The sequence below is a fragment of the Alteraquisediminimonas sediminicola genome, assembly GCF_019740335.1.
Classification (GTDB): domain Bacteria; phylum Pseudomonadota; class Alphaproteobacteria; order Sphingomonadales; family Sphingomonadaceae; genus Alteraquisediminimonas; species Alteraquisediminimonas sediminicola.
In genome coordinates, this window is record NZ_JAHXZS010000004.1 from 155,047 (window position 1) to 174,046 (window position 19,000).

General features: G+C 58.7%; 16 protein-coding genes. 7 read left to right on the forward strand and 9 right to left on the reverse strand.

Annotated features, from left to right (window positions below; translation table 11 throughout):
- The 5 genes from K6117_RS14465 to K6117_RS10085 form a co-directional block, all read right to left on the reverse strand.
- Positions 1 to 1,401 carry a sugar transferase gene (locus tag K6117_RS14465; RefSeq protein WP_246605013.1) on the reverse strand — a complete coding sequence of 467 codons (1,401 nt, stop codon included), beginning with the start codon at positions 1,399 to 1,401 and terminating at the stop codon, positions 1 to 3.
- Positions 1,398 to 1,547: a hypothetical protein gene (locus K6117_RS10070; RefSeq protein ID WP_221794550.1), complete on the reverse strand. Its 150-nt coding sequence runs from the start codon at positions 1,545 to 1,547 to the stop codon at positions 1,398 to 1,400. The genes K6117_RS14465 and K6117_RS10070 overlap by 4 nt, the downstream gene beginning before the upstream one ends.
- Positions 1,548 to 1,759: 212 nt before the next feature.
- A complete protein-coding gene (locus tag K6117_RS10075; RefSeq protein WP_221794552.1) occupies positions 1,760 to 2,302 on the reverse strand; it encodes an ATP-binding protein in 543 nt (180 codons plus the stop codon).
- A 104-nt stretch (positions 2,303 to 2,406) separates the two neighbouring features.
- On the reverse strand, positions 2,407 to 3,012 hold the full coding sequence (locus K6117_RS10080) for a response regulator (protein ID WP_221794554.1): 606 nt from the start codon (positions 3,010 to 3,012) through the stop codon (positions 2,407 to 2,409).
- A 12-nt stretch (positions 3,013 to 3,024) separates the two neighbouring features.
- On the reverse strand, positions 3,025 to 4,494 hold the full coding sequence (locus K6117_RS10085) for an ATP-binding protein (RefSeq protein ID WP_221794556.1): 1,470 nt from the start codon (positions 4,492 to 4,494) through the stop codon (positions 3,025 to 3,027).
- A gap of 723 nt (positions 4,495 to 5,217) precedes the next feature.
- On the opposite strand from K6117_RS10085, the gene K6117_RS10090 reads away from it, so the two are divergent.
- The 3 genes from K6117_RS10090 to K6117_RS10100 all read left to right on the forward strand — a co-directional run bounded on the left by K6117_RS10090 (position 5,218) and on the right by K6117_RS10100 (position 8,055).
- The gene (locus K6117_RS10090) at positions 5,218 to 5,424 is read left to right on the forward strand and encodes a cold-shock protein (RefSeq protein WP_221794558.1); all 207 of its coding nucleotides are present in this window, start codon (positions 5,218 to 5,220) and stop codon (positions 5,422 to 5,424) included.
- 39 nt (positions 5,425 to 5,463) lie between these two features.
- Positions 5,464 to 5,895 carry a DUF6481 family protein gene (locus K6117_RS10095; protein WP_425514703.1) on the forward strand — a complete coding sequence of 144 codons (432 nt, stop codon included), beginning with the start codon at positions 5,464 to 5,466 and terminating at the stop codon, positions 5,893 to 5,895.
- Between the two features lie 123 nt (positions 5,896 to 6,018).
- The gene (locus K6117_RS10100; protein WP_221794560.1) at positions 6,019 to 8,055 is read left to right on the forward strand and encodes a M3 family metallopeptidase; all 2,037 of its coding nucleotides are present in this window, start codon (positions 6,019 to 6,021) and stop codon (positions 8,053 to 8,055) included.
- 10 nt (positions 8,056 to 8,065) lie between these two features.
- Here K6117_RS10100 and K6117_RS10105 read toward each other — a convergent pair whose 3' ends face one another.
- Positions 8,066 to 9,379 carry a multidrug effflux MFS transporter gene (locus tag K6117_RS10105; RefSeq protein WP_246605014.1) on the reverse strand — a complete coding sequence of 438 codons (1,314 nt, stop codon included), beginning with the start codon at positions 9,377 to 9,379 and terminating at the stop codon, positions 8,066 to 8,068.
- A 407-nt stretch (positions 9,380 to 9,786) separates the two neighbouring features.
- On the opposite strand from K6117_RS10105, the gene pdhA reads away from it, so the two are divergent.
- The 4 genes from pdhA to lpdA are packed head-to-tail and all read left to right on the forward strand — an operon-like array spanning position 9,787 to position 14,858.
- Complete coding sequence (pdhA, locus tag K6117_RS10110) at positions 9,787 to 10,827, forward strand: pyruvate dehydrogenase (acetyl-transferring) E1 component subunit alpha (protein ID WP_425514704.1); 1,041 nt, start codon at positions 9,787 to 9,789, stop codon at positions 10,825 to 10,827.
- Positions 10,827 to 12,188, forward strand: coding sequence for a pyruvate dehydrogenase complex E1 component subunit beta (locus K6117_RS10115; RefSeq protein WP_221794564.1), 1,362 nt, complete (start codon positions 10,827 to 10,829; stop codon positions 12,186 to 12,188). Before pdhA ends, K6117_RS10115 begins: the two co-directional genes overlap by 1 nt.
- Positions 12,188 to 13,420 carry a pyruvate dehydrogenase complex dihydrolipoamide acetyltransferase gene (locus K6117_RS10120; RefSeq protein ID WP_221794567.1) on the forward strand — a complete coding sequence of 411 codons (1,233 nt, stop codon included), beginning with the start codon at positions 12,188 to 12,190 and terminating at the stop codon, positions 13,418 to 13,420. Before K6117_RS10115 ends, K6117_RS10120 begins: the two co-directional genes overlap by 1 nt.
- Before the next feature lie 28 nt (positions 13,421 to 13,448).
- Entirely contained in the window at positions 13,449 to 14,858 is a 1,410-nt protein-coding gene (gene lpdA / locus K6117_RS10125; RefSeq protein ID WP_221794569.1) for a dihydrolipoyl dehydrogenase, read from the forward strand.
- Between the two features lie 56 nt (positions 14,859 to 14,914).
- Here the strand turns inward: lpdA and pgi are convergent, their stop codons facing one another.
- From pgi to K6117_RS10140, 3 genes are read right to left on the reverse strand one after another with little or no spacing between them, the layout of a single operon-like run.
- Positions 14,915 to 16,390 carry a glucose-6-phosphate isomerase gene (pgi, locus tag K6117_RS10130; RefSeq protein ID WP_246605015.1) on the reverse strand — a complete coding sequence of 492 codons (1,476 nt, stop codon included), beginning with the start codon at positions 16,388 to 16,390 and terminating at the stop codon, positions 14,915 to 14,917.
- A gap of 55 nt (positions 16,391 to 16,445) precedes the next feature.
- Positions 16,446 to 17,711, reverse strand: a complete 1,266-nt coding sequence (locus K6117_RS10135; protein WP_221794574.1) for a cation:proton antiporter — start codon at positions 17,709 to 17,711, stop codon at positions 16,446 to 16,448.
- Complete coding sequence (locus K6117_RS10140; protein WP_221794576.1) at positions 17,708 to 18,997, reverse strand: sugar MFS transporter; 1,290 nt, start codon at positions 18,995 to 18,997, stop codon at positions 17,708 to 17,710. Before K6117_RS10140 ends, K6117_RS10135 begins: the two co-directional genes overlap by 4 nt.
- Positions 18,998 to 19,000: the final 3 nt, after the last annotated feature.

Consider the following 19,000-nt stretch of genomic DNA (forward strand, 5'->3'; position numbering starts at 1 on the left):
TTAATACGCCTTTTGATGCACCAGAACCAACAGGGTTCGGATCAAGATGACAATGTCGTTGAGGATCGAGCAATTCGCGACATATTCGAGGTCGCTTTGCAATCGGGCGGCGAGTTCATGGGGGTGGTCGGTCGCGCCGCGTTGTCCCCGTACCTGCGCCAGCCCCGTAATCCCCGGCTTGATCGCATGGCGGAACCAGTAACGGCGGTCGACATGCCAGAAGAGCTGCTCCCCCGCGCGTGAGCCAAGCGCATGCGGGCGGGGGCCGACAAGGCTCATATCGCCCGCCAGCACGTTGAAAAGTTGCGGCAATTCATCCATGCTGGTGGACCGCAACATACGCCCGATACGGGTGATCCGGTCATCATTGGGTGTGGCTGATTGGGCGCCAATATGGTCGGTGCGTTCAGCACGCATCGAGCGAAATTTATAGATGTTGAACAGGCGATTGCTCCGGCCCATGCGGGTTTGCCGGAACAGGACAGGGCCGGGACTGTCCCATTTGATGGCGAGGGCGATGGCCAATAATAACGGCGTCAACACGACCAGCACAGGCACGGTCAGACACAGGTCGAACACGCGCTTGCGCATCCTTTTGCCTAGGCTGACCGGCCCGGTGAAAATACGGAAGCTGGTATTTTTTTCCCAGATTTGATCGCCAATGCTGGGGAGATGTCCCATTTCCGGCAACAATATATCCGCGCTGCACGGAATGGCTTTGAGGTAAACAGACCACAATGCGCGCCGTTCCGGCGGACAGTCGACGAAAACATGGTCCGCGCCATGGATCAGGCAGGAAAAATGGTGGAACATCAAGGGATCGTCCGCATCCGGGAAGATGCCTAATGTGTCGACATCAATCCGTTGGGTCATCGGGATGCCGGCAATGCTGCCGCCATCGGAAATCAGGATGCGGCGCATAAATCCATCGCGCAGCCGATGGCGCACCAGCCAGATGATCGGCATGCGCAATGCGATCAACAAAGGCAAGGCCGCCACCGTGCCGCCGATCAGCAACAGGCCCATGTCCGTTCTATATTGGCCGGTCACGCGCAGCAGCAAGAGGTGGATCGCCAAGGTGCAGCCGAGCGCCCACAAGATGCGGCTTGCGGCACTGTTGCGACAGGTGAATACTTCCGCGAGATAGGCTTGTTCATAATATGCCAACAATAAGAAAATCGGCGAAAAGGACGCTGCCATCTGAATGTTGAGCAGGACCTGCGGATGGCCTTGCAACAGCCCGTCCGCTAAGGTGAACGCCAGCCAGATGCCGCACAGGTCGAGCAGCATCTGCGCGCCCGCCAATATGGCCCGCACCTGATGGGTGCTGGTCGTGCGTGGCGCGATCAAATTCGGGGTGTCGGTGCTGGCGTTGGTGGCATTGGGGGTCATCTGGTTCATGATGACGATGATTTTCCGGTCAAGGCGGGGCCAATAATATCAAACATGAAGCGTGTGACAGCGTTCATCCGCATGGCGTTTATCGCGGCGTAAAATTGAGCCGCAAATCCAGCATCTCTTGATACAGTTTTGCGGGATTTGTTCATGATCACTCCACGCTTAAACAACAAAATACCTAAAATAACACCAATTTTATTTGATATGTTTTAATATAAATTAACATATTACGAGATAATATTACATTTTTATTCAAATTTATTTATTGTTGATAGAGTATTAACGAAGGTTATCCGCCTCATCTGATACGAACCTGACAATGTTTGGCAAATTGGTTCTAATGGCTAGATTGAGGTCAGTGTTATTTGTTTGAAGAATCCGTCATCTGTATCTCTGGGTATTTGGCGTCGCGCGACAGGACGGATATGTTGTCCTCAGAGCCGACCCGTTGTTCGTCATGCGTGCGCGCCAGATGTCCGGAGATCAGTTGCGCCATATCGCGGTAATGCGGCTGCAGTTTTTCGGTGGCGATGTGGTCGTGCAGATCCGCCTGCAATTGGAGGACAGACAGGCACGTGCGCAGATCATGGACCATGTCGTCGCTCAGTTGCTGTTGGCGCTGTGCGTCCCTTTCCATCCGCGCCAGCAGCAAATGCAGCGACGCGTCGGTTTGCGCAGTCGCGATCAACGGCCGTAAACCGTGCCTGATGGTCCGGATGAAGACCATGATCAAGACGATGGACACGCATAAAATGCCCCATGCGACAGGGTTGTAAAGCGCAACTGGCCCTGAGCGTCCCTGACCGATCATCACCGCAGATAGGAGCAGCAGCCAATGGGTTGCGCCGATCAGCAAGGTGGCGCGGGTCAGGTACCGTTCAATGGATGCGCCGTTGGCGATCACCGAACCGGCCTGGAGGGAGCAAGGGAACGAGGGCGATGTCCTTCGGCCTTGAGTGAATAACCAAGGCCGCGCACGGTATGCAGCATCTTCGTGACGCCCGCATCCTACAATTTGCGTCGCAGCCGGGACACAATCGCCTCAAGCGCATTGGGGCTGCCGGGGTCGTCGAAATTATACAGGCTGTGCTCGATCAGGTCACGGGTGACCACGGTCCCTTCGCGCCGCATCAGCAGTTCCAGCAGCGTCGTTTCCTTGCTGGAAAGTTCGATCACTTTATCATGGCAGCGGGCAACGCGATGGTTGGTGTCGAACGTCAGCGGGTATACCTCCAGCAACCGCGCCGCGCGTGTGCCGGGACGGCGCAGAACAGCGCGCAATCGCGCTGACAATTCCCGCATCATAACGGGTTTGACCAGATAATCATCGGCACCCGCATCAAGGCCCGCGACCATATTGTCCAGCTCATTGCGCGCCGTCAGGATCAACGTAGGTAATGGCAAGCTTTGTCTGCGCTTGCTGGCCAGCCAATCCAGACCGTCGCCATCCGGCAAGCCAAGGTCGAGTATCATCGCTGAATATGGAGCAACGTCCAACGCCTCTTGTGCCTGACGCAGCGATGCCGCCACGTCGCACGCATAGCCATCGCGGGTCAGGCCGCTGGTCAATAACTGGGCTAATTCCTTATGGTCTTCCACGAGCAGGATGCGCATGCCTGGCCTGCGTTATCGCTGTGCGAATTGCGTGGGGTGGCGGGATAGGAGCGGGCGTCCATTGGCCTGACTTATTGGCTTGGCGTGATAGCGTGGCTTGGCTGGCAATCTCCCGGTTCGCGCTTCCTTGCGTGTGGCGGTCGGCTGGGCATGGGCAATGTGTGCGCCCCGGTTACGACGCACCATCCGGTCTGCGGCAATATGTGTCAGGACGCGCGTCATGGTTTCCGCGCGCACGGGCTTGAGAAGTATATCGACATAGCCAAGGTCGGCGATCATGGGATGGTGGGAAAATTGCGGATCGGCGGTCAGGGCGACAATCGGGATATGCGCCTGTGGTCCCGCCATGCCGCGAATGGCGCGGGTGGCATGGACCCCGTCCAGCACAGGCATGCGCGAATCCATCAGGATCAGGTCAAAGGGGCGACCTTGCACCAAAGCCAGCACCTGTACGCCATTGGCCGCGCACGACACATGATGGCCAGCGTCTTCCAATAATGCAGTCATGAAGCCGCGAATGACCTTATTGTCCTCCGCCAGCAGGATGTGCAACGCCGTATCATGGGGCAGCAATGCTTGTTCGGCAGTTGTCGCGACCGATGTCGCCTCAACGGCAAGCGCGGTGTCCTTCGTTAGCGTGATGTCGCACCAGAAGATGCTCCCTTTACCGGGCTGGCTGGTGACGCCAATGCGGCCACCCATTGCTTCCATGAGGTGACGGCAGATACTGAGACCAAGACCCGTGCCGCCGAACCGAGAGTCTGCGCTTGCGTCTGCCTGCATATAAGGGGTGAACAAGCGATCCTGTACCTCCGGCGCGATGCCGATGCCATTGTCGTGCACTTCAAACCGCCATTGCGTGGCATTCGGCTCTGCCCCGATTGCCACCTGTGCGCGTATCACCACATCGCCATAATCGGTGAACTTCACCGCATTGGCGACAAGATTGCCCAGCACCTGTTGCAGTCGCGCGCCATCCGCAAGCCAACGCCCGGCCCCGCCCTCAATATCGCACAACAGGCGCAATTGTTTTTGTTCGGCAAGCGGGCGGTATAACGCCGCAACCCCTTCGCACAAAGCGTTGAGGTCGGTGCTGGTCGGTTTCAGCGGCATCGCGCCATGTTCGAGTTTGCTAAAGTCGAGAATGTCATCGATCACGGATTGCATCAATGCGCCTGCGCGGGCGAGATTATCGAGATGGCATTGTCTTTTGTCGGGTGCCGTTTCCACGCCCAGTCGATCAATCGTCCCGAGCACCGCCGCAAGCGGGGTGCGGAGTTCGTGGCTGGCCATCGCCAGCCATTGCAACATGTCCTCCTGCGTGCGTTCGGGCGTCGGCAGCGATAAGGTCTGCGGTGGCGCTGTTTTGCCGCCAGTGAAAAGGCGCAATATGGATCGACCCGCCATCGGCAGATAGGTCAGCAAGGCGCAACTCAATAAGGCGTTGGCTAGCCAAGCATTATATTCAGCGGTAGATTGCAATGACAAGGCGAGCGTTGCCAGCGCTAGAATTCCAGTCGCCGGGATGAGCATGCGCGTTGTCAATCTGGCCGTTAGTCTGGCGATCGATCCGGCCATCCATCCGGGTTGCGGCGCTTTGAAAACCACCATGATTGTTACTCTACAAAAATAAAAAATTATTTATAATAACTATTAGCAATATCTTATTGCTGACATTGTTAAGAATTTATCTACCATATTTAGATGTAAATCTGGAATAATATTTTTACCATTAACCACCTATCTCGTTTTGTGTAAATTGTATAAATTATGCATCATTATACTTTATAAAATTTTGTAAATTATAAATAAATAATCCAATTCGGAATCATCTAGTCAGATATGAAACTGTGCGGCCAATAGGAAGTGACAGCGCATGATGGCGTCCGTGTTGCATGCGATATTGCTCTCATCATGCTTGTGGTGCCGGTAAAAAATGTCGATGGCCTGTCAAAGAGGTTCGGGATCAGTCGATTTCTCGATGTATTTCCGCTGCTATTTGTGACGAATTCCAAATTATCGGGCGCCTTGCCTCAAGTATTTTTGCAATTCCGCGTCGAATCGGTTATATGGACACCGCTGACGTCGCCTGCGACGGATATTGGGCCGCTCTGGCTCTCCCTTTGTCCCTTTCTAGCCTTACCGAAGCCGGGATGTGCCGCCATTGGCATATGCCCGTCACACATGGGATAAAGGATGCCCAATATGATTACCGGAACCGTCAAGTTCTTCAATGCCGACAAGGGTTATGGCTTTATTGCACCGGAAAGCGGTGGCGATGATGCGTTTGTGCACATCTCTGCTGTGGAACGTGCTGGCATGCACACGCTCGATAAGGACCAGCGCGTTTCTTATGAGCTGGAAACTGATCGTCGTGGCAAGACCTCGGCTGTCAATCTTCAGGCTGCCTAATAAAGCATAACGATGCGGGCGGCCTTCAAGGCTGTCCGCATGGTTGCTTTGCAGAAGACTATTCTGCCCGCCTTGGCCTTTGGCATTGGCGGGCAGATGTATTTTACCCAGACCCAATATATTCGGAGCATTTCGTTACATATGGCTTCCTACAAAGACCCAAGCTTTCAGGACCGCACTAATCTTGCCCAGCAGGCAAGGCTCAAGGCGCTCGAAATGCTGAAAAACAAGCCAGCTGTGGACGAAGCTGTTATCGCCGAACGTAAGGCCGCCCAAGAGCGGCGTGAAGCCGCCGAAGCGGCAAAGCGTGCGGAAAAGCGTGCGGCGATGGAACAGGCCAAGGCCGAGAAGCTCGCGAAAAAGCTTGAAGCTGCCGCCGCTGCCGACAAGCCGGTGATGACCGAAGCCGAGAAAAAAGCCGAACGCGATGCGCGTTATGCAGCGCGGAAAAACCGTAAATCCGGGCGCTGATCGCCGCTGCAATGTGCAGCGGATTAAAGGTGCTGGGGGTTTAGCCCCTTGAAACCTGCGATGATCTATACGACTTGAGGGTCATGCGGCGCGTCTGTGCCGCAGACTTTTTCAAGGATGGATATGATCGACTTTAATCCGCTTCTCGCCGACACGGATCTTCCAGATTTTGCCGCCATCAAGGCAGAGCATGTCATCCCGGCGGTCGAGCAGTTGATCGCCGATCATCGTGCCGCGATTGACGCGATTACCCAATCGTCCTCGGATGCATTCGCGGCGATCATCCTGCCCGCCGAACGCGCCGATTTCGCCCTGACGCGTGGTTGGTCGCCGGTCAGTCATTTGAACAGCGTGGCCGACACGCCCGAATTGCGCGCGGCCCATGGCGCGGCGGTGGAGATACTTACCACCTATATGATGGAGGCGGGCCAGAACCGCGCCCATCACGCGGCGATTGAACGCATCGCCAAGCGTGCCGATTATGCGACCCTGCCCGATGCCGAGCGCCGCGCGGTCGAATTGGCTTTGCGCGGATTCCGCCTGTCCGGCGTTGCGCTGGAAGGGGAGGCGCGGACCCGCTTTCTCGATATCGGGGTGGAGTTGAGCCAATTAAGCACCGCGTTCGGCAATGCCGTGCTGGACGCGACCGAGGCGTGGCACGAACATATCGCCGACGAACAGATGCTCGACGGCATTTCCGAGAGCGATAAGGCGATCCTCGCGGCTTATGCTGAGGAAAAGGGCCTGTCGGGCTGGCTCGTGACCCTGCGCCAGCCGAGCGTGATGGCGGTGCTGTCCCATGCCAAAAACCGCGACCTACGTTATCGCGTCTATCGCGCCTATAATATCCGCGCGTCGGAACAGGCCGATGACCCAAGCTTCGACAATAGCGCCCGGATCGAGGCGATCTTGAAGCTGCGGCATGAATCCGCCCAGTTGCTAGGCTTTGCCGATGCGGCGGCGCTGTCGCTGGAAACCAAGATGGCGGCGGATGCTGCGGAGGCGCTGAGCTTCCTCTCCGATCTCGCCACTCGTGCGCGACCCATTGCGGAAAGCGAGCTGGCACAGGCGCGGGCATTCGCGGTGGAGCGGCTGGGGATCACTACGCTGGAGCCATGGGATATGGGCTTTGTCGCAGAGGCGATGCGACGCACCCTGCATGGCGTCGATCAGGAGGAGATCAAGACCTATCTCCCGCTGCCGCGCGTGCAGGCCGGGACCTGCGCCCTGATCGCGCATTTGTTCGGCGTGCGGCTGGTGGAAAATCCCGGCGTGTCGGTCTGGCACAAGGATGTGATTTTCTATGATGTCGTGCATGAGGCGGGCGAGGTAATCGCGGGCGTCTATCTCGATCTCTTTGCGCGCGCGGGCAAAAGGGGCGGGGCGTGGATGGATGTCTGCCGCCCGCGTTTCCGCGATGCGGACAAATTCCATCGGCCCATCGCCTATCTCAACACCAATTTCGCGCCGCCTGCGGGCGATCAGCCGTCCTGCATCACCCATCAGGATGTCGAGACGTTCCTGCATGAATTCGGCCATGTGCTGCATCATCTGTTGACCGAGGTTGACCTGCCGTCGATTGGCGGCATTTCCGGGGTCGAATGGGATGCGGTCGAATTGCCGAGCCAGTTTATGGAGAATTTCGCCTGGGACCGGGCCTCACTGCTGCCCCTGACCAGCCATGTGACGACCAATGAACCCTTGCCGGAAGCGCTGTTTGACCGGATGTTGAAGGCACGGCATTTTCAGGCCGGGCTGGCAGTGTTGCGCCAGATCGAATTTGCGACCTTCGATCTGTTGCTGCACCGTGATTTCGATCCGGCATCGGGGGCGAAGGTGATGGACGTGCTGGCAAAGGTACGGCGCGAGATTTCGGTGTTCCAGCCACCCGAATGGAACCGCTTCCCCCATGCGTTTGGCCATATTTTCGCGGGCGGCTATGCGGCGGGCTATTATAGCTATTTATGGGCGGAATTGCTATCGTCGGATGCGTTTGAGCTGTTCGCCAATGTGGACACGGCAGGTGGCGGCGCAACCGCATTTCGCCGCGAAATCCTCGCGATGGGGGCGAGCCGGACGGCGGCGGAGAATTTCCACGCCTTTGCCGGACGCCCGCCCCAGATCGACGCATTCTTAAGGTTGCGCGGCCTTGCCGCGTAACCCCACAAAGTCAGGCGTGAACCTGCACCGGGCGGCGATAGGCGCGGAATAATCTCCCGCGTTCGGTGATGAGGATTGCCAGTAACGCAATGATCGCCAGCACAAAGAATCCGGCCACTACGGGTATGACTGTGCCGTCAAATTGCTGCCCAACCACAATGCCGATCAGCGCGGCCAAGAGGGTGGAGCAAAATCCCTGTGCCGAGGCGGCAGTCCCGGCCAGTTCGCCCATGGATTCCATCGCAATCGCGCCGAAATTCGATCCGCCCAAGCCGAAACAGGCCATGGTCGCAAATTGCAGTCCGGCGAATATCCACATATTTTCATAACCGGCCAAGGCGATGCACAGATGCACGCCGGAAATCAGGATCACCCCGATCAGGCCGCTATGCGATACCCGGCGCGGGCCGAAGCGTTCGACCACCCGGCTGTTGGTCCATGCCGCGACCCCCATGCCGATCGCGATCAGCGCGAAAATCACGGGGAAGCGATCAAGGTCGTGAAAGCTATGTTCGAAAATCTGCTGTGCGCTGTTGATAAAGCCCAGCAATGCGCCAAACATCATTGATGCAGCCAGCGTATAGCCGACCGAATATCGTTCCGTCACCGTCGCCTTGAACCCGCGCGCGATCACGCCCAATTCAATCGAGCGTCGATATTCGGGGTGGAGCGTTTCCGGCAATCGCAGCGCCAGCCAGCCCGTGACGCACAAGGCAAAGGCCGACAAAAACACGAAAATCGCGTGCCAGCTCGATACCCATAAAATCCCTTGTCCGATGCTCGGCGCGAAAATCGGGATGGTGAGGAACACCATGAACGACAAGGATGTGATCCGCGCCATCTGGCGTCCAGCGAAACGGTCGCGCACGATGGAGATGGTCAACACCCGGGTCGAGGCCGAAAATGTCCCCATCAACACCCGCGACAGAATGATCGTGGTGAAATCATGGGCAAAGGCGGCGGCCAAAGCCGAAATGGCAAACAGGATGAGCGTGATGATCAACACCGGCTTGCGCCCATAGCGATCGGACAAGGGGCCGTAGAATAATTGGGTAGAACCAAAGCCCAGCATATAGGCGGCGATGATCCATTGCTGGTCGTTTTCCGCCAAAATCCCCAGATCGCGGCCCATGTTGGACAGCGCAGGCAGCATGATATCGACGCCCAATGCGTTGATCGACATGATTGCCGCAATGATCGCGACAAATTCCAACAGGCCAAGCCCTTTTGGCAGGCCCAGTTGTTCGGGGGAGGTGGTTCCATGCATCGCGCGGATGCTTGTCCCATCCGGGCCGGGGTTACAAATGAAATTCGTGGGCGTCATATGAATATTATTGCAGCTATGCGGCGCAGGAGGCGCCCCGTATTGGATGCACTGACAGGACTTGGCATGGTGCGGCGGTTGAGCAACGGCAAATATGCGGCGTGACGGCGGATGTGGGGTTGAGATAGGGTTTTAATCAATGAACTGAAAAATAAAGATATTAATTTATGCAATCGATTGTTGAAATTTTCGAAAATACCTCTATCATCACATGCCAACGCCCCGCGCACGCCATGCCGGGGGATATAGATCATTTGGCAGATAGTTTGGATGGAGGTGGATCTTGACCCCTGACAAGTGCGTAAATCTGCGCTAGCTTGATTGCGGCGCGTTTAACGATGCGCCATTGTGTGCGTTACATAGAACTTCTTCCACCTTCACCTCCCCAGAAGAAAGAGGATCCCATTTTGGCCCGTAAACCGGCATCCGCCTCACCTCCGGCATCCGCCACATTGCATCCCCCCGTCCCCCAGCGCCATGGCGCCAAGGTGGAGGAGATGCTGGAATTTTACCGCCAGATGGTGTTGATTCGCCGGTTCGAAGAACGGGCCGGGCAGCTTTATGGGCTGGGGCTGATCGGCGGGTTTTGCCACCTTTATATCGGGCAGGAAGCGGTCGTCGTCGGCATGCAGTCCGCGATTACCCCGGGCAAGGATAGCGTGATCACCGGCTATCGCGATCATGGCCATATGCTGGCACTGGGCATTGATCCCAATGTCGTGATGGCGGAATTGACGGGCCGTGCGGCCGGCATCAGCCGGGGCAAGGGCGGGTCGATGCATATGTTCTCGGTCGAACATGGCTTTTTCGGCGGGCATGGGATTGTGGGGGCGCAGGTGTCGCTCGGCACCGGGCTTGCGTTCAAGCATAAATATGCCGGTGATGGCGGCGTGTGCCTCGCCTATTTCGGCGATGGCGCGTCCAATCAGGGCCAGGTCTATGAGTGTTTCAATATGGCCGAATTGTGGAAATTGCCGATCATCTATGTGATCGAAAACAACCAATATGCGATGGGGGCGAGCATCAACCGCGCGTCTGCCGAGGATCAGCTCTATCGCCGGGGCGAAAGCTTCCGCATCCCCGGCATTCAGGTCGATGGCATGGATGTGCTGGCGGTGCGCGGGGCTGCGACGGCGGCGCTGGAATGGGTGCGGGGCGGCAAAGGCCCGATCATCTTGGAAATGAAGACCTATCGCTATCGCGGTCACTCCATGTCCGATCCGGCCAAATATCGGTCGAAGGAAGAGGTGCAGTCGATGAAGGACAATCGCGATCCGATTGACCATCTGAAGGCGGAATTGCTGGATCACGGCGTGACCGAAGATCAGCTCCGCGTGATCGACAAGGACATTCGCGCATTGGTGACGAAATCGGCGGAATTCGCCGAACAGTCGCCGGAACCGGATGTATCCGAACTTTATACCGATGTGCTGGTGGGGCAATATTGATGTCGATGGAACTGAAGATGCCCGCGCTTTCCCCGACGATGGAGGAAGGCACGCTCGCCAAATGGCTGGTGAAAGAAGGCGATGTCGTGAAGGCAGGCGATGTGCTGGCCGAGATTGAAACCGATAAGGCGACGATGGAATTCGAAGCCGTGGACGAAGGTGCAATCACCCAGATCCTGATCCCCGCCGGGACCGAAGGGGTGAAGGTCGGCACGACCATCGCCCTGATGCAAGGCGATGGCGAAGAGGCTGGGCCTGCGCCGGTGGTTGCGCCTGTCGTTGCTGCTGCACCTGTCGCTGTGGCGGTAGCCGAAGCTGCGCCGCCCAAGCCGGTGGCGGCTGTCGCGGTGGTTTCAGAACCGAGCCATGAGGGCCCGAGCGTCCGCCTGACGGTGCGCGAAGCGTTGCGCGATGCGATGGCCGAGGAAATGCGCAAGGACGACCGCGTGTTCGTCATGGGCGAAGAGGTCGCGCAATATCAGGGCGCGTATAAGGTCACCCAAGGTCTGCTCGATGAATTCGGTGCGCGTCGCGTGATCGATACGCCGATCACCGAACATGGTTTTGCCGGGATCGGCGCGGGCGCGGCGATGGGCGGTCTTCGCCCGGTGATCGAGTTCATGACCTTCAACTTCGCGATGCAGGCCATTGATCACATCATCAATTCGGCGGCCAAGACCAATTATATGTCCGGCGGCCAGATGCGCTGCCCGATTGTGTTCCGTGGCCCGAACGGCGCGGCGGCGCGGGTGGGTGCGCAGCATAGCCAGAATTATGCGCCTTGGTATGCAGCAGTGCCGGGCCTGATCGTCATGGCCCCTTATGATGCGGCGGACGCCAAGGGCATGTTGAAGGCGGCGATCCAGTCGGAAGACCCGGTCGTGTTCCTTGAGAATGAACTCCTCTATGGCCAGAGCTTCGATGTGCCGGTGGCGGATGATTATGTCGTGCCGATCGGCAAGGCGCGGATCGTGCGCACCGGGACACAGGTGACATTGGTCAGCTACTCCATCGGCGTGGGCGTGGCGCTTGATGCTGCGAACCAATTAGCGGCAGAAGGCATTGATGCCGAGGTGATCGACCTGCGGACCCTGCGCCCGCTCGATACCGACACGGTGTTGAAGTCGCTTTCGAAGACCAACCGGATGGTGGTGGTGGAAGAGGGCTGGCCCGCATGCTCCATCGCGTCGGAAATCATCGCGGTGGTGATGGAGCAGGGCTTTGACGATCTCGATGCCCCGGTGCGGCGCGTGACCAATATCGACGTGCCGCTGCCTTATGCGAACAATCTCGAAAAACTGGCACTGGTCAAGGCGGCGGATGTTGTCGCGGCGGTCAAGTCCGTGTGTCAGGGGATGTGATGATGCTGGAACTGAAAATGCCGGCGCTGTCGCCGACGATGGAAGAAGGCACGCTCGCCAAATGGCTGGTGAAAGAGGGCGATACTGTCCGCGCAGGCGATGTGCTGGCCGAGATCGAGACCGACAAGGCGACGATGGAGTTCGAAACGGTCGATGATGGGGTGGTGAAGTCGATCCTCATCGCCGCCGGGACCGAAGGGGTGAAGGTCGGCACGCCGATTGCGCTCATTGAGATCGAAGGCGAGGCGGCTGCGCCGGTCGCGACTGTAGCTGCGCCTGTGCCTATTAAGGTCGAGGCCGCGCCAGTGGTGGCTGCACCCGCACCCGCGCCTGCGCCGGTGGTAGCGAAGGTCGCGGCGAAAGCAGAAGGCGACCGTATCAAGGCCTCGCCACTGGCCCGTCGTCTGGCGGCGGCCAAGGGGGTGAACCTTGCGACGCTCACCGGCTCCGGCCCAAATGGACGGATCGTGAAGGCCGACATATTGGGCGCGCCCAAGGCGGTGGCCGCTCCGGCCCCGGCTGTGGTGGTGACGGATGGCACGACCCCGCATGAGGTGGTGAAGCTCTCCGGCATGCGTAAAACCATCGCGCGCCGGTTGACGGAATCGAAGCAGCAAGTCCCGCATATTTACCTGACGGTCGATATTCGATTGGATGCGCTGTTGAAGCTGCGCGGCGAATTGAACGAGGCCTTGACCCCGCGCGGGGTGAAGCTGTCGGTCAATGATCTGCTGATCAAGGCGCTGGCCGTCGCGCTGGCGCGGGTGCCGGCGTGCAATGTGTCGTTCAATGGCGATAGTATGTTGCAATATCATCGCTCGGATATTTCGGTCGCGGTCAGCATCCCCAATGGCCTGATCACCCCGATCCTGACGGGCGCGGATACCAAATCGGTGGCCGATCTCTCGACCGAGATGGCGGCGCTCGCCACACGGGCGAAGGAGGGCAAGCTCCAGCCGCATGAATATCAGGGCGGCACGGCCAGCCTGTCCAACATGGGCATGATGGGGATCAAGCAGTTCGAGGCGGTGATTAACCCGCCACAGGGCATGATCATGGCCATCGGCGCGGGTGAGCAGCGGCCTTATGTCATCGACGGCGCACTCGGCATTGCGACCGTGATGTCGGCGACCGGCAGCTTCGACCATCGCGCGATTGATGGCGCGGACGGGGCGCAACTGATGAAGGTCTTCAAGGAACTGATCGAACAGCCGCTTGGCCTGTTGGTCTGATCTGCATCGCGATTAAAAAGGGTATTTTATGTCCGACCAGTTCGATCTTGTAGTGCTTGGCTCTGGCCCGGGTGGTTATGTGGCGGCGATCCGTGCGGCGCAATTGGGCTTAAAAACCGCGATTATCGAGCGTGAGAGCCTTGGCGGCATCTGCCTCAACTGGGGCTGCATCCCGACCAAGGCGCTGCTGCGTTCGTCGGAAATCTACCATTATATGCAGCAGGCCGAAAAATATGGCCTGACGGTCGAAAAGCCGGGCTTTGATCTGGCGAAAGTCGTCGCCCGCTCGCGTGGTGTCGCCAAGCAGCTCAATCAGGGCGTGACCGGCCTGATGAAGAAGAACAAGATCACCGTCTATTTCGGCGATGGCAAATTGACCGACAAGGACATGCTGGCCGTCACCAAGGACGGGCAGGTGACGAATGTCTCGGCCAAGAACATCATCATCGCCACGGGTGCCCGCGCGCGCGATCTGCCGTTCGCCAAGGCGGATGGGCAGCGCATCTGGACCTATCGCCATGCGATGACTCCGCCGGAAATGCCGACCAAATTGCTCGTCATCGGGTCTGGCGCAATCGGGATCGAGTTCGCGAGCTTCTATAACGACATGGGCGCAGCCGTGACCGTGGTGGAAATGCTCGACCGGATCATGCCGGTGGAAGATGCGGAGGTGAGCGAGTTCATGCTCAAGGCATTGACCAAGCAGGGCATGGATATTCGTCCCTCAACCGGCGTGCAGGCGATCAAGACCGGTGCCAAGGGCGTCACCGCCGAGATCAAGGGCGCGGACGGCAAGATTACCTCGGAAGAGTTCAGTCATGTCATCGTCGCGGTCGGGATCGTGCCGAATACCGAGGCCATCGGGCTGGAGGCGCTGAACATTGCGACGGATCGTGGCCATCTCGTCACCGATGCATTTTGCCGCACCAATGTGCCGGGCGTGTACGCGATTGGCGATGTGACCGGTGCGCCATGGCTCGCGCATAAGGCGAGCCATGAAGGCGTGATTGCGGCGGAACATATCGCGCAAGCGCTGGGCAAGGACGCGCATCCGCATGCGATGGACAAGGCGAATATTCCGGGTTGCACCTATTGCCATCCGCAGGTCGCCAGCGTTGGCATGACCGAGGCCAAGGCCAAGGAAGCGGGCCACAAGGTCAAGGTTGGCAAATTCCCGTTCATCGGCAATGGCAAGGCGATTGCGCTGGGCGAGGCGGAAGGGTTCGTCAAAACCGTGTTTGACGAGGCGACCGGCGAGTTGCTCGGCGCACATATGGTCGGCGCGGAAGTGACGGAACTGATCCAGGGCTATGTCGTGGGCCGTACGCTGGAGACGACCGAGGTTGAGCTGATGCAGACAGTGTTCGCGCACCCGACGATCAGCGAAGCGATGCATGAAAGCGTGCTCGCCGCTTATGGCCGGGCGATACATATTTAATTTATTAGGCCCTCAAGCACCGTCCGGCGTTTGAGGGTCTAATACAAATTCCTCACCTACCCAAATGCCCTTGCAGCAAGGGCCGCGGTGGAGGGGTCGAAGCCTTGCGTGCCATTGTGTTCAATCGCCCGCGCCATTTCCTTGCCCAGTTCGACCCCGAATTGATCGAACGGATTGACGTTGAGCCAGACCGCATTGACGAAGGTACGGTGCTCGTAAAAGGCGATCAGCGCACCAAGCGTGGCCGGATCAAGTGCATCCAGCAGGATCGTCGTCGAGGGCTTGTCGCCCGCATAGGCGCGGGCGGGGTCGTCGCTTGATCTGCCGGTCATCAGTGCCGAGCCTTGGGCAAAGCAGTTGATCAGCAACTGGCGGTGATGCGCCTCATCCAGATCATGGCCGGGCGCGATGACGGCGACAAATTCAATCGGCGTCTTGACCGTGCCTTGGTGGAGAAGCTGAAACACCGCATGTTGGCAATCGGTGCCGACGCCGCCCCATGTGATCGGGGCGCTGGCGGTGTCAAGCGGCTTGCCTTCAAGCGTGACGCTCTTGCCGTTGCTCTCCATTTCCAATTGCTGAAGATAGGAGGGCAGCAGCCGCAGCCGTTCATCATAAGCGAATACCGCGCGGGTCTGGCAGGCCATTTGTTCGACATAGAAACGATCCGCGATGGCGGCGATGACCGGCGCATTGCGATCCAGCGGCGCATCGCGGAAGTGGCGATCCATGATGGCGGCTCCGGCCAATAATTCTTCAAAGGCGGGCCAGCCGAGCGCCAATGCCGCTGGCAGACCGATTGAGGACCAGAGCGAATAGCGCCCGCCCACGGTCATGCTGAACGGCAGGATGCGGGTTTCATCAATCCCCCATGCAAGCGCCGCTTCCGGCACGGCAGTGACGGCGATGATGCGGCCATAGGGATCTTCGACCCCGGCATCTTCCATCCATTCGATCACGGATGTGCCGTTCAACAAGGTTTCGCTGGTGGTGAAGGTCTTGGATGCCAGCACCAGCAACGTGTGGCGAGGATCAAATCGGGCAAAGACCTGCGCCAAGGCCGCGCCATCGACATTGGAAACGACCGCGACCTCATATCGGCCCGCATCGCGCCCAAGACTATCGATCAACAGGTCCGGCCCCAATGCCGAACCGCCGATGCCGACATGCAGTATGTGCCGGATATCGCCGAATGCCCCGGCGTCCACGGCCTCGACCAGTGCCTTTGTCCGTTGATGGAGCAGGTTGGCCCGCGCGACGCTGTCCGCCGTGCCTTCGCCGCGTTCGGCCATATGTTCGGCCGGGCGGTTTTCGGTGACGTTCACGGCCTCGCCGCCAAACAGCCGGTCGCGCGCGGCGGTGAAACCCAAGGCTGTCAGATGGGCAAGGCCGGCGGCGATCCGGTCGGCATCGAGATGGGTCTTGGCAAAGTCGAACAACATGCCGGATTGCTCAATCCGCAGTCGGGATAGCCGGTCAGGATCGGCAGCAAACAAAGAGCGGATCGGGGTAGTGGCTGGGGAGGAGGCCATCAGTAACTCCATGAACAAAATGGGGAGGAGGTAGGGCGCGCGGATCGCACCGGGATCAATGGACGGTCATTGTTGTATCCGTGCCGGTTGCGCTCTTTTTGCGGTTGGTCAGTTCAAACAAGGGGGAAGCCATCAGCGTGCTGACAATCGCCATCAACGCCAGCATTGCGAACAAGGGCGCGCCGATGATGCCGCGTTCAAGCCCGATATTGATGATGATCAGTTCCATCAGGCCACGTGCATTCATCAGCACGCCAATGCCTATTGCGGTAGGATGATCCTGTCCTGATAAGCGTGCGGCGACATAACATGCCCCGCCTTTGGCGAGGATCGACACGAGCAGTACGAGGATCGCGATGCCGATCAGACTAGGCGTATCGACCACCAGCATTTCGGTATTGAGGCCGGAATAGGTGAAGAAGATCGGCAGCAGAAAAACCGTGGCAAATGGTTCCAGCCGCGTGCGCAGCCCTTTGACCAACGCCCCGCGCGGCATGGCGGTGCCGAGCAAAAATCCGCCAAACACGGCATGGATGCCGATGCTGTCCATCGCATAAGCCGAGAGTAGAAACAGGATCAGGCAGATCGCCAGCAGTGTCCCGCTCACGTCGTTCTCGCGTTCGGCTATGGTCCCCAAATGCTTGAGATAACGCGGTGCAATCACGACCATGACAAACGCGAAGGCGAGGCCGCCGCCCACGGCCTTGATCGCGACAATCGGGCCTGCGCCAAGGCTGGCCAGCACCAACGCGATGACGGCCCACGCCCCGGCATCGCCAATCGCGCCCGCCGAAAGGGAGAGGGTGCCGAGCTTGGTCCCGCTGATCCCGCGTTCATGAATGATCCGGGCGAGCATCGGAAAGGCCGTGATGGCAATGGCCGAACCAAGGAACAAGGTCGCCTGCCACGCGCTGACATGCGGCGCGAACAGGCCGGGTGTCCCCATCATGCCGGGGATCAGCAGGGCCGCCGCGAGAAACGGCACCAGCATCCCCGCCATCGAAACGGCGGCGGCGCTGCGCGCGCTGGCGCGGAATTCCTGCCGGTCGAATTCCATGCCGACGATGAACATATACAGGCCCACGCCCAATTGCGCCCCGACATAGAGGATCGGCTTGGTCTCCACCGGGAAGATCATCGCCTGCATCTGTGGGGCGAGCGCCCCGAAGATCGAGGGGCCGAGGACGACGCCCGCAATCATTTCGCCCACCACCTGCGGCTGGCCGAGATAGCGATGCGCCAGCCAGCCAATCACCCGGCAAGCGATGATGATCACCGCCATCTGGAGGAAAAAACTGCTGCTCAATTGGGCGATGGTCATAGTGTTTCCTGCTGTCTTGCGGTCCAAAAACCGAAGCTGATAATCACGGCATAGCATGCCATCGGTATGGCCAATGCAATGGCCAGCCCGGCGCTATCCGCGAGCGAACCGGTGCACCAGGGGATAATCGCCCCGCCGACAATCGAGGTGCAAAGCAAGCCCGATGCGCGCGGCGCATCGTCGTTCATGCCTTCCGAGGCGAGGCTAAAGATCGTCGGGAACATGATCGAATTGGCGAGGCCGACCGCGATCAGGCTCCATGCCGCGATAGGACCGCTGGAAAGCGAGGATGTCAGCACCAGACCAAGCCCGGTTGTGCCGCAAATCGCGAGCAACACCCCCGGCCTGAATGCCCGTAATGCAAATGCGCCGAACAATCGCCCGATCAATGCACCGAGCCAATAATAAGACAGCATCACCCCCGCTGATTCCGGATCGAGCGACAGGACGCGCGGGGCGCCGAGATAGTTGATCATAATGCTCGCGATCGATACTTCCGCCCCGACATAGAGGAAGATGCACAGGCAGCCCCATGCCAGCCGCTTGCGCCGCAGCAGCCCGAAAATCCCTCGAAATTCGACGCGCGCGACTTCTGCCTTGTCCAACAGGCCGCGCCACAGCCAGAAGAAACCGGCGATCAGGCTCAGCACAATCGCCAGACCGATATAGGCATGGGCGATGTTGGCAGTTTCCGCGACCTGATGGGCACGGAGCGCATCGCCGGTCAGCGAGGCCGGATCGACCGTGCTGGAAGTGCCAAGGATCAGATGCGCGCCAAAGCGGATCATCAAAAAGACCCCGAGCGAGTTGAACAATTGCGCGAAGGTCAGGCGGCTATGCGCGGTCTTGGGATCGCCCAACAACATGATCAGCGGGTTGACCGCGACCTGCAACAAGGTGATCCCGCCGCCCAGCACGAACAAGGCCGCGAGGAACGACCCATAAAGGCCGGAATAGGCGGCGGGCAGAAACAAGATGCAGGCAAAGGCCATGATCGCAAAGCCCAGCACCAGACCGCGCAGATAGCCGATGCGATTGAGCAGCATCCCCGCCGGGATGGAGAACAAGGCATAGCTCGTCAAAAAGGCGAACTGCACCAGCATCGCATTGGCATAGTTAAGTTGAAACAATGATTTGAGCTTGGGGATCAGCACATCGTTGAGATTGCCGATCCCACCGAACAGGAAGAAAGCAGCGACGATCAGTAATTGCATGGCGAGGATGTTGCGGCCCGTGGAGGCAATTCCGCTACTAGGTGCATCCGCCGATAAAATGGGTGTGGACATGAT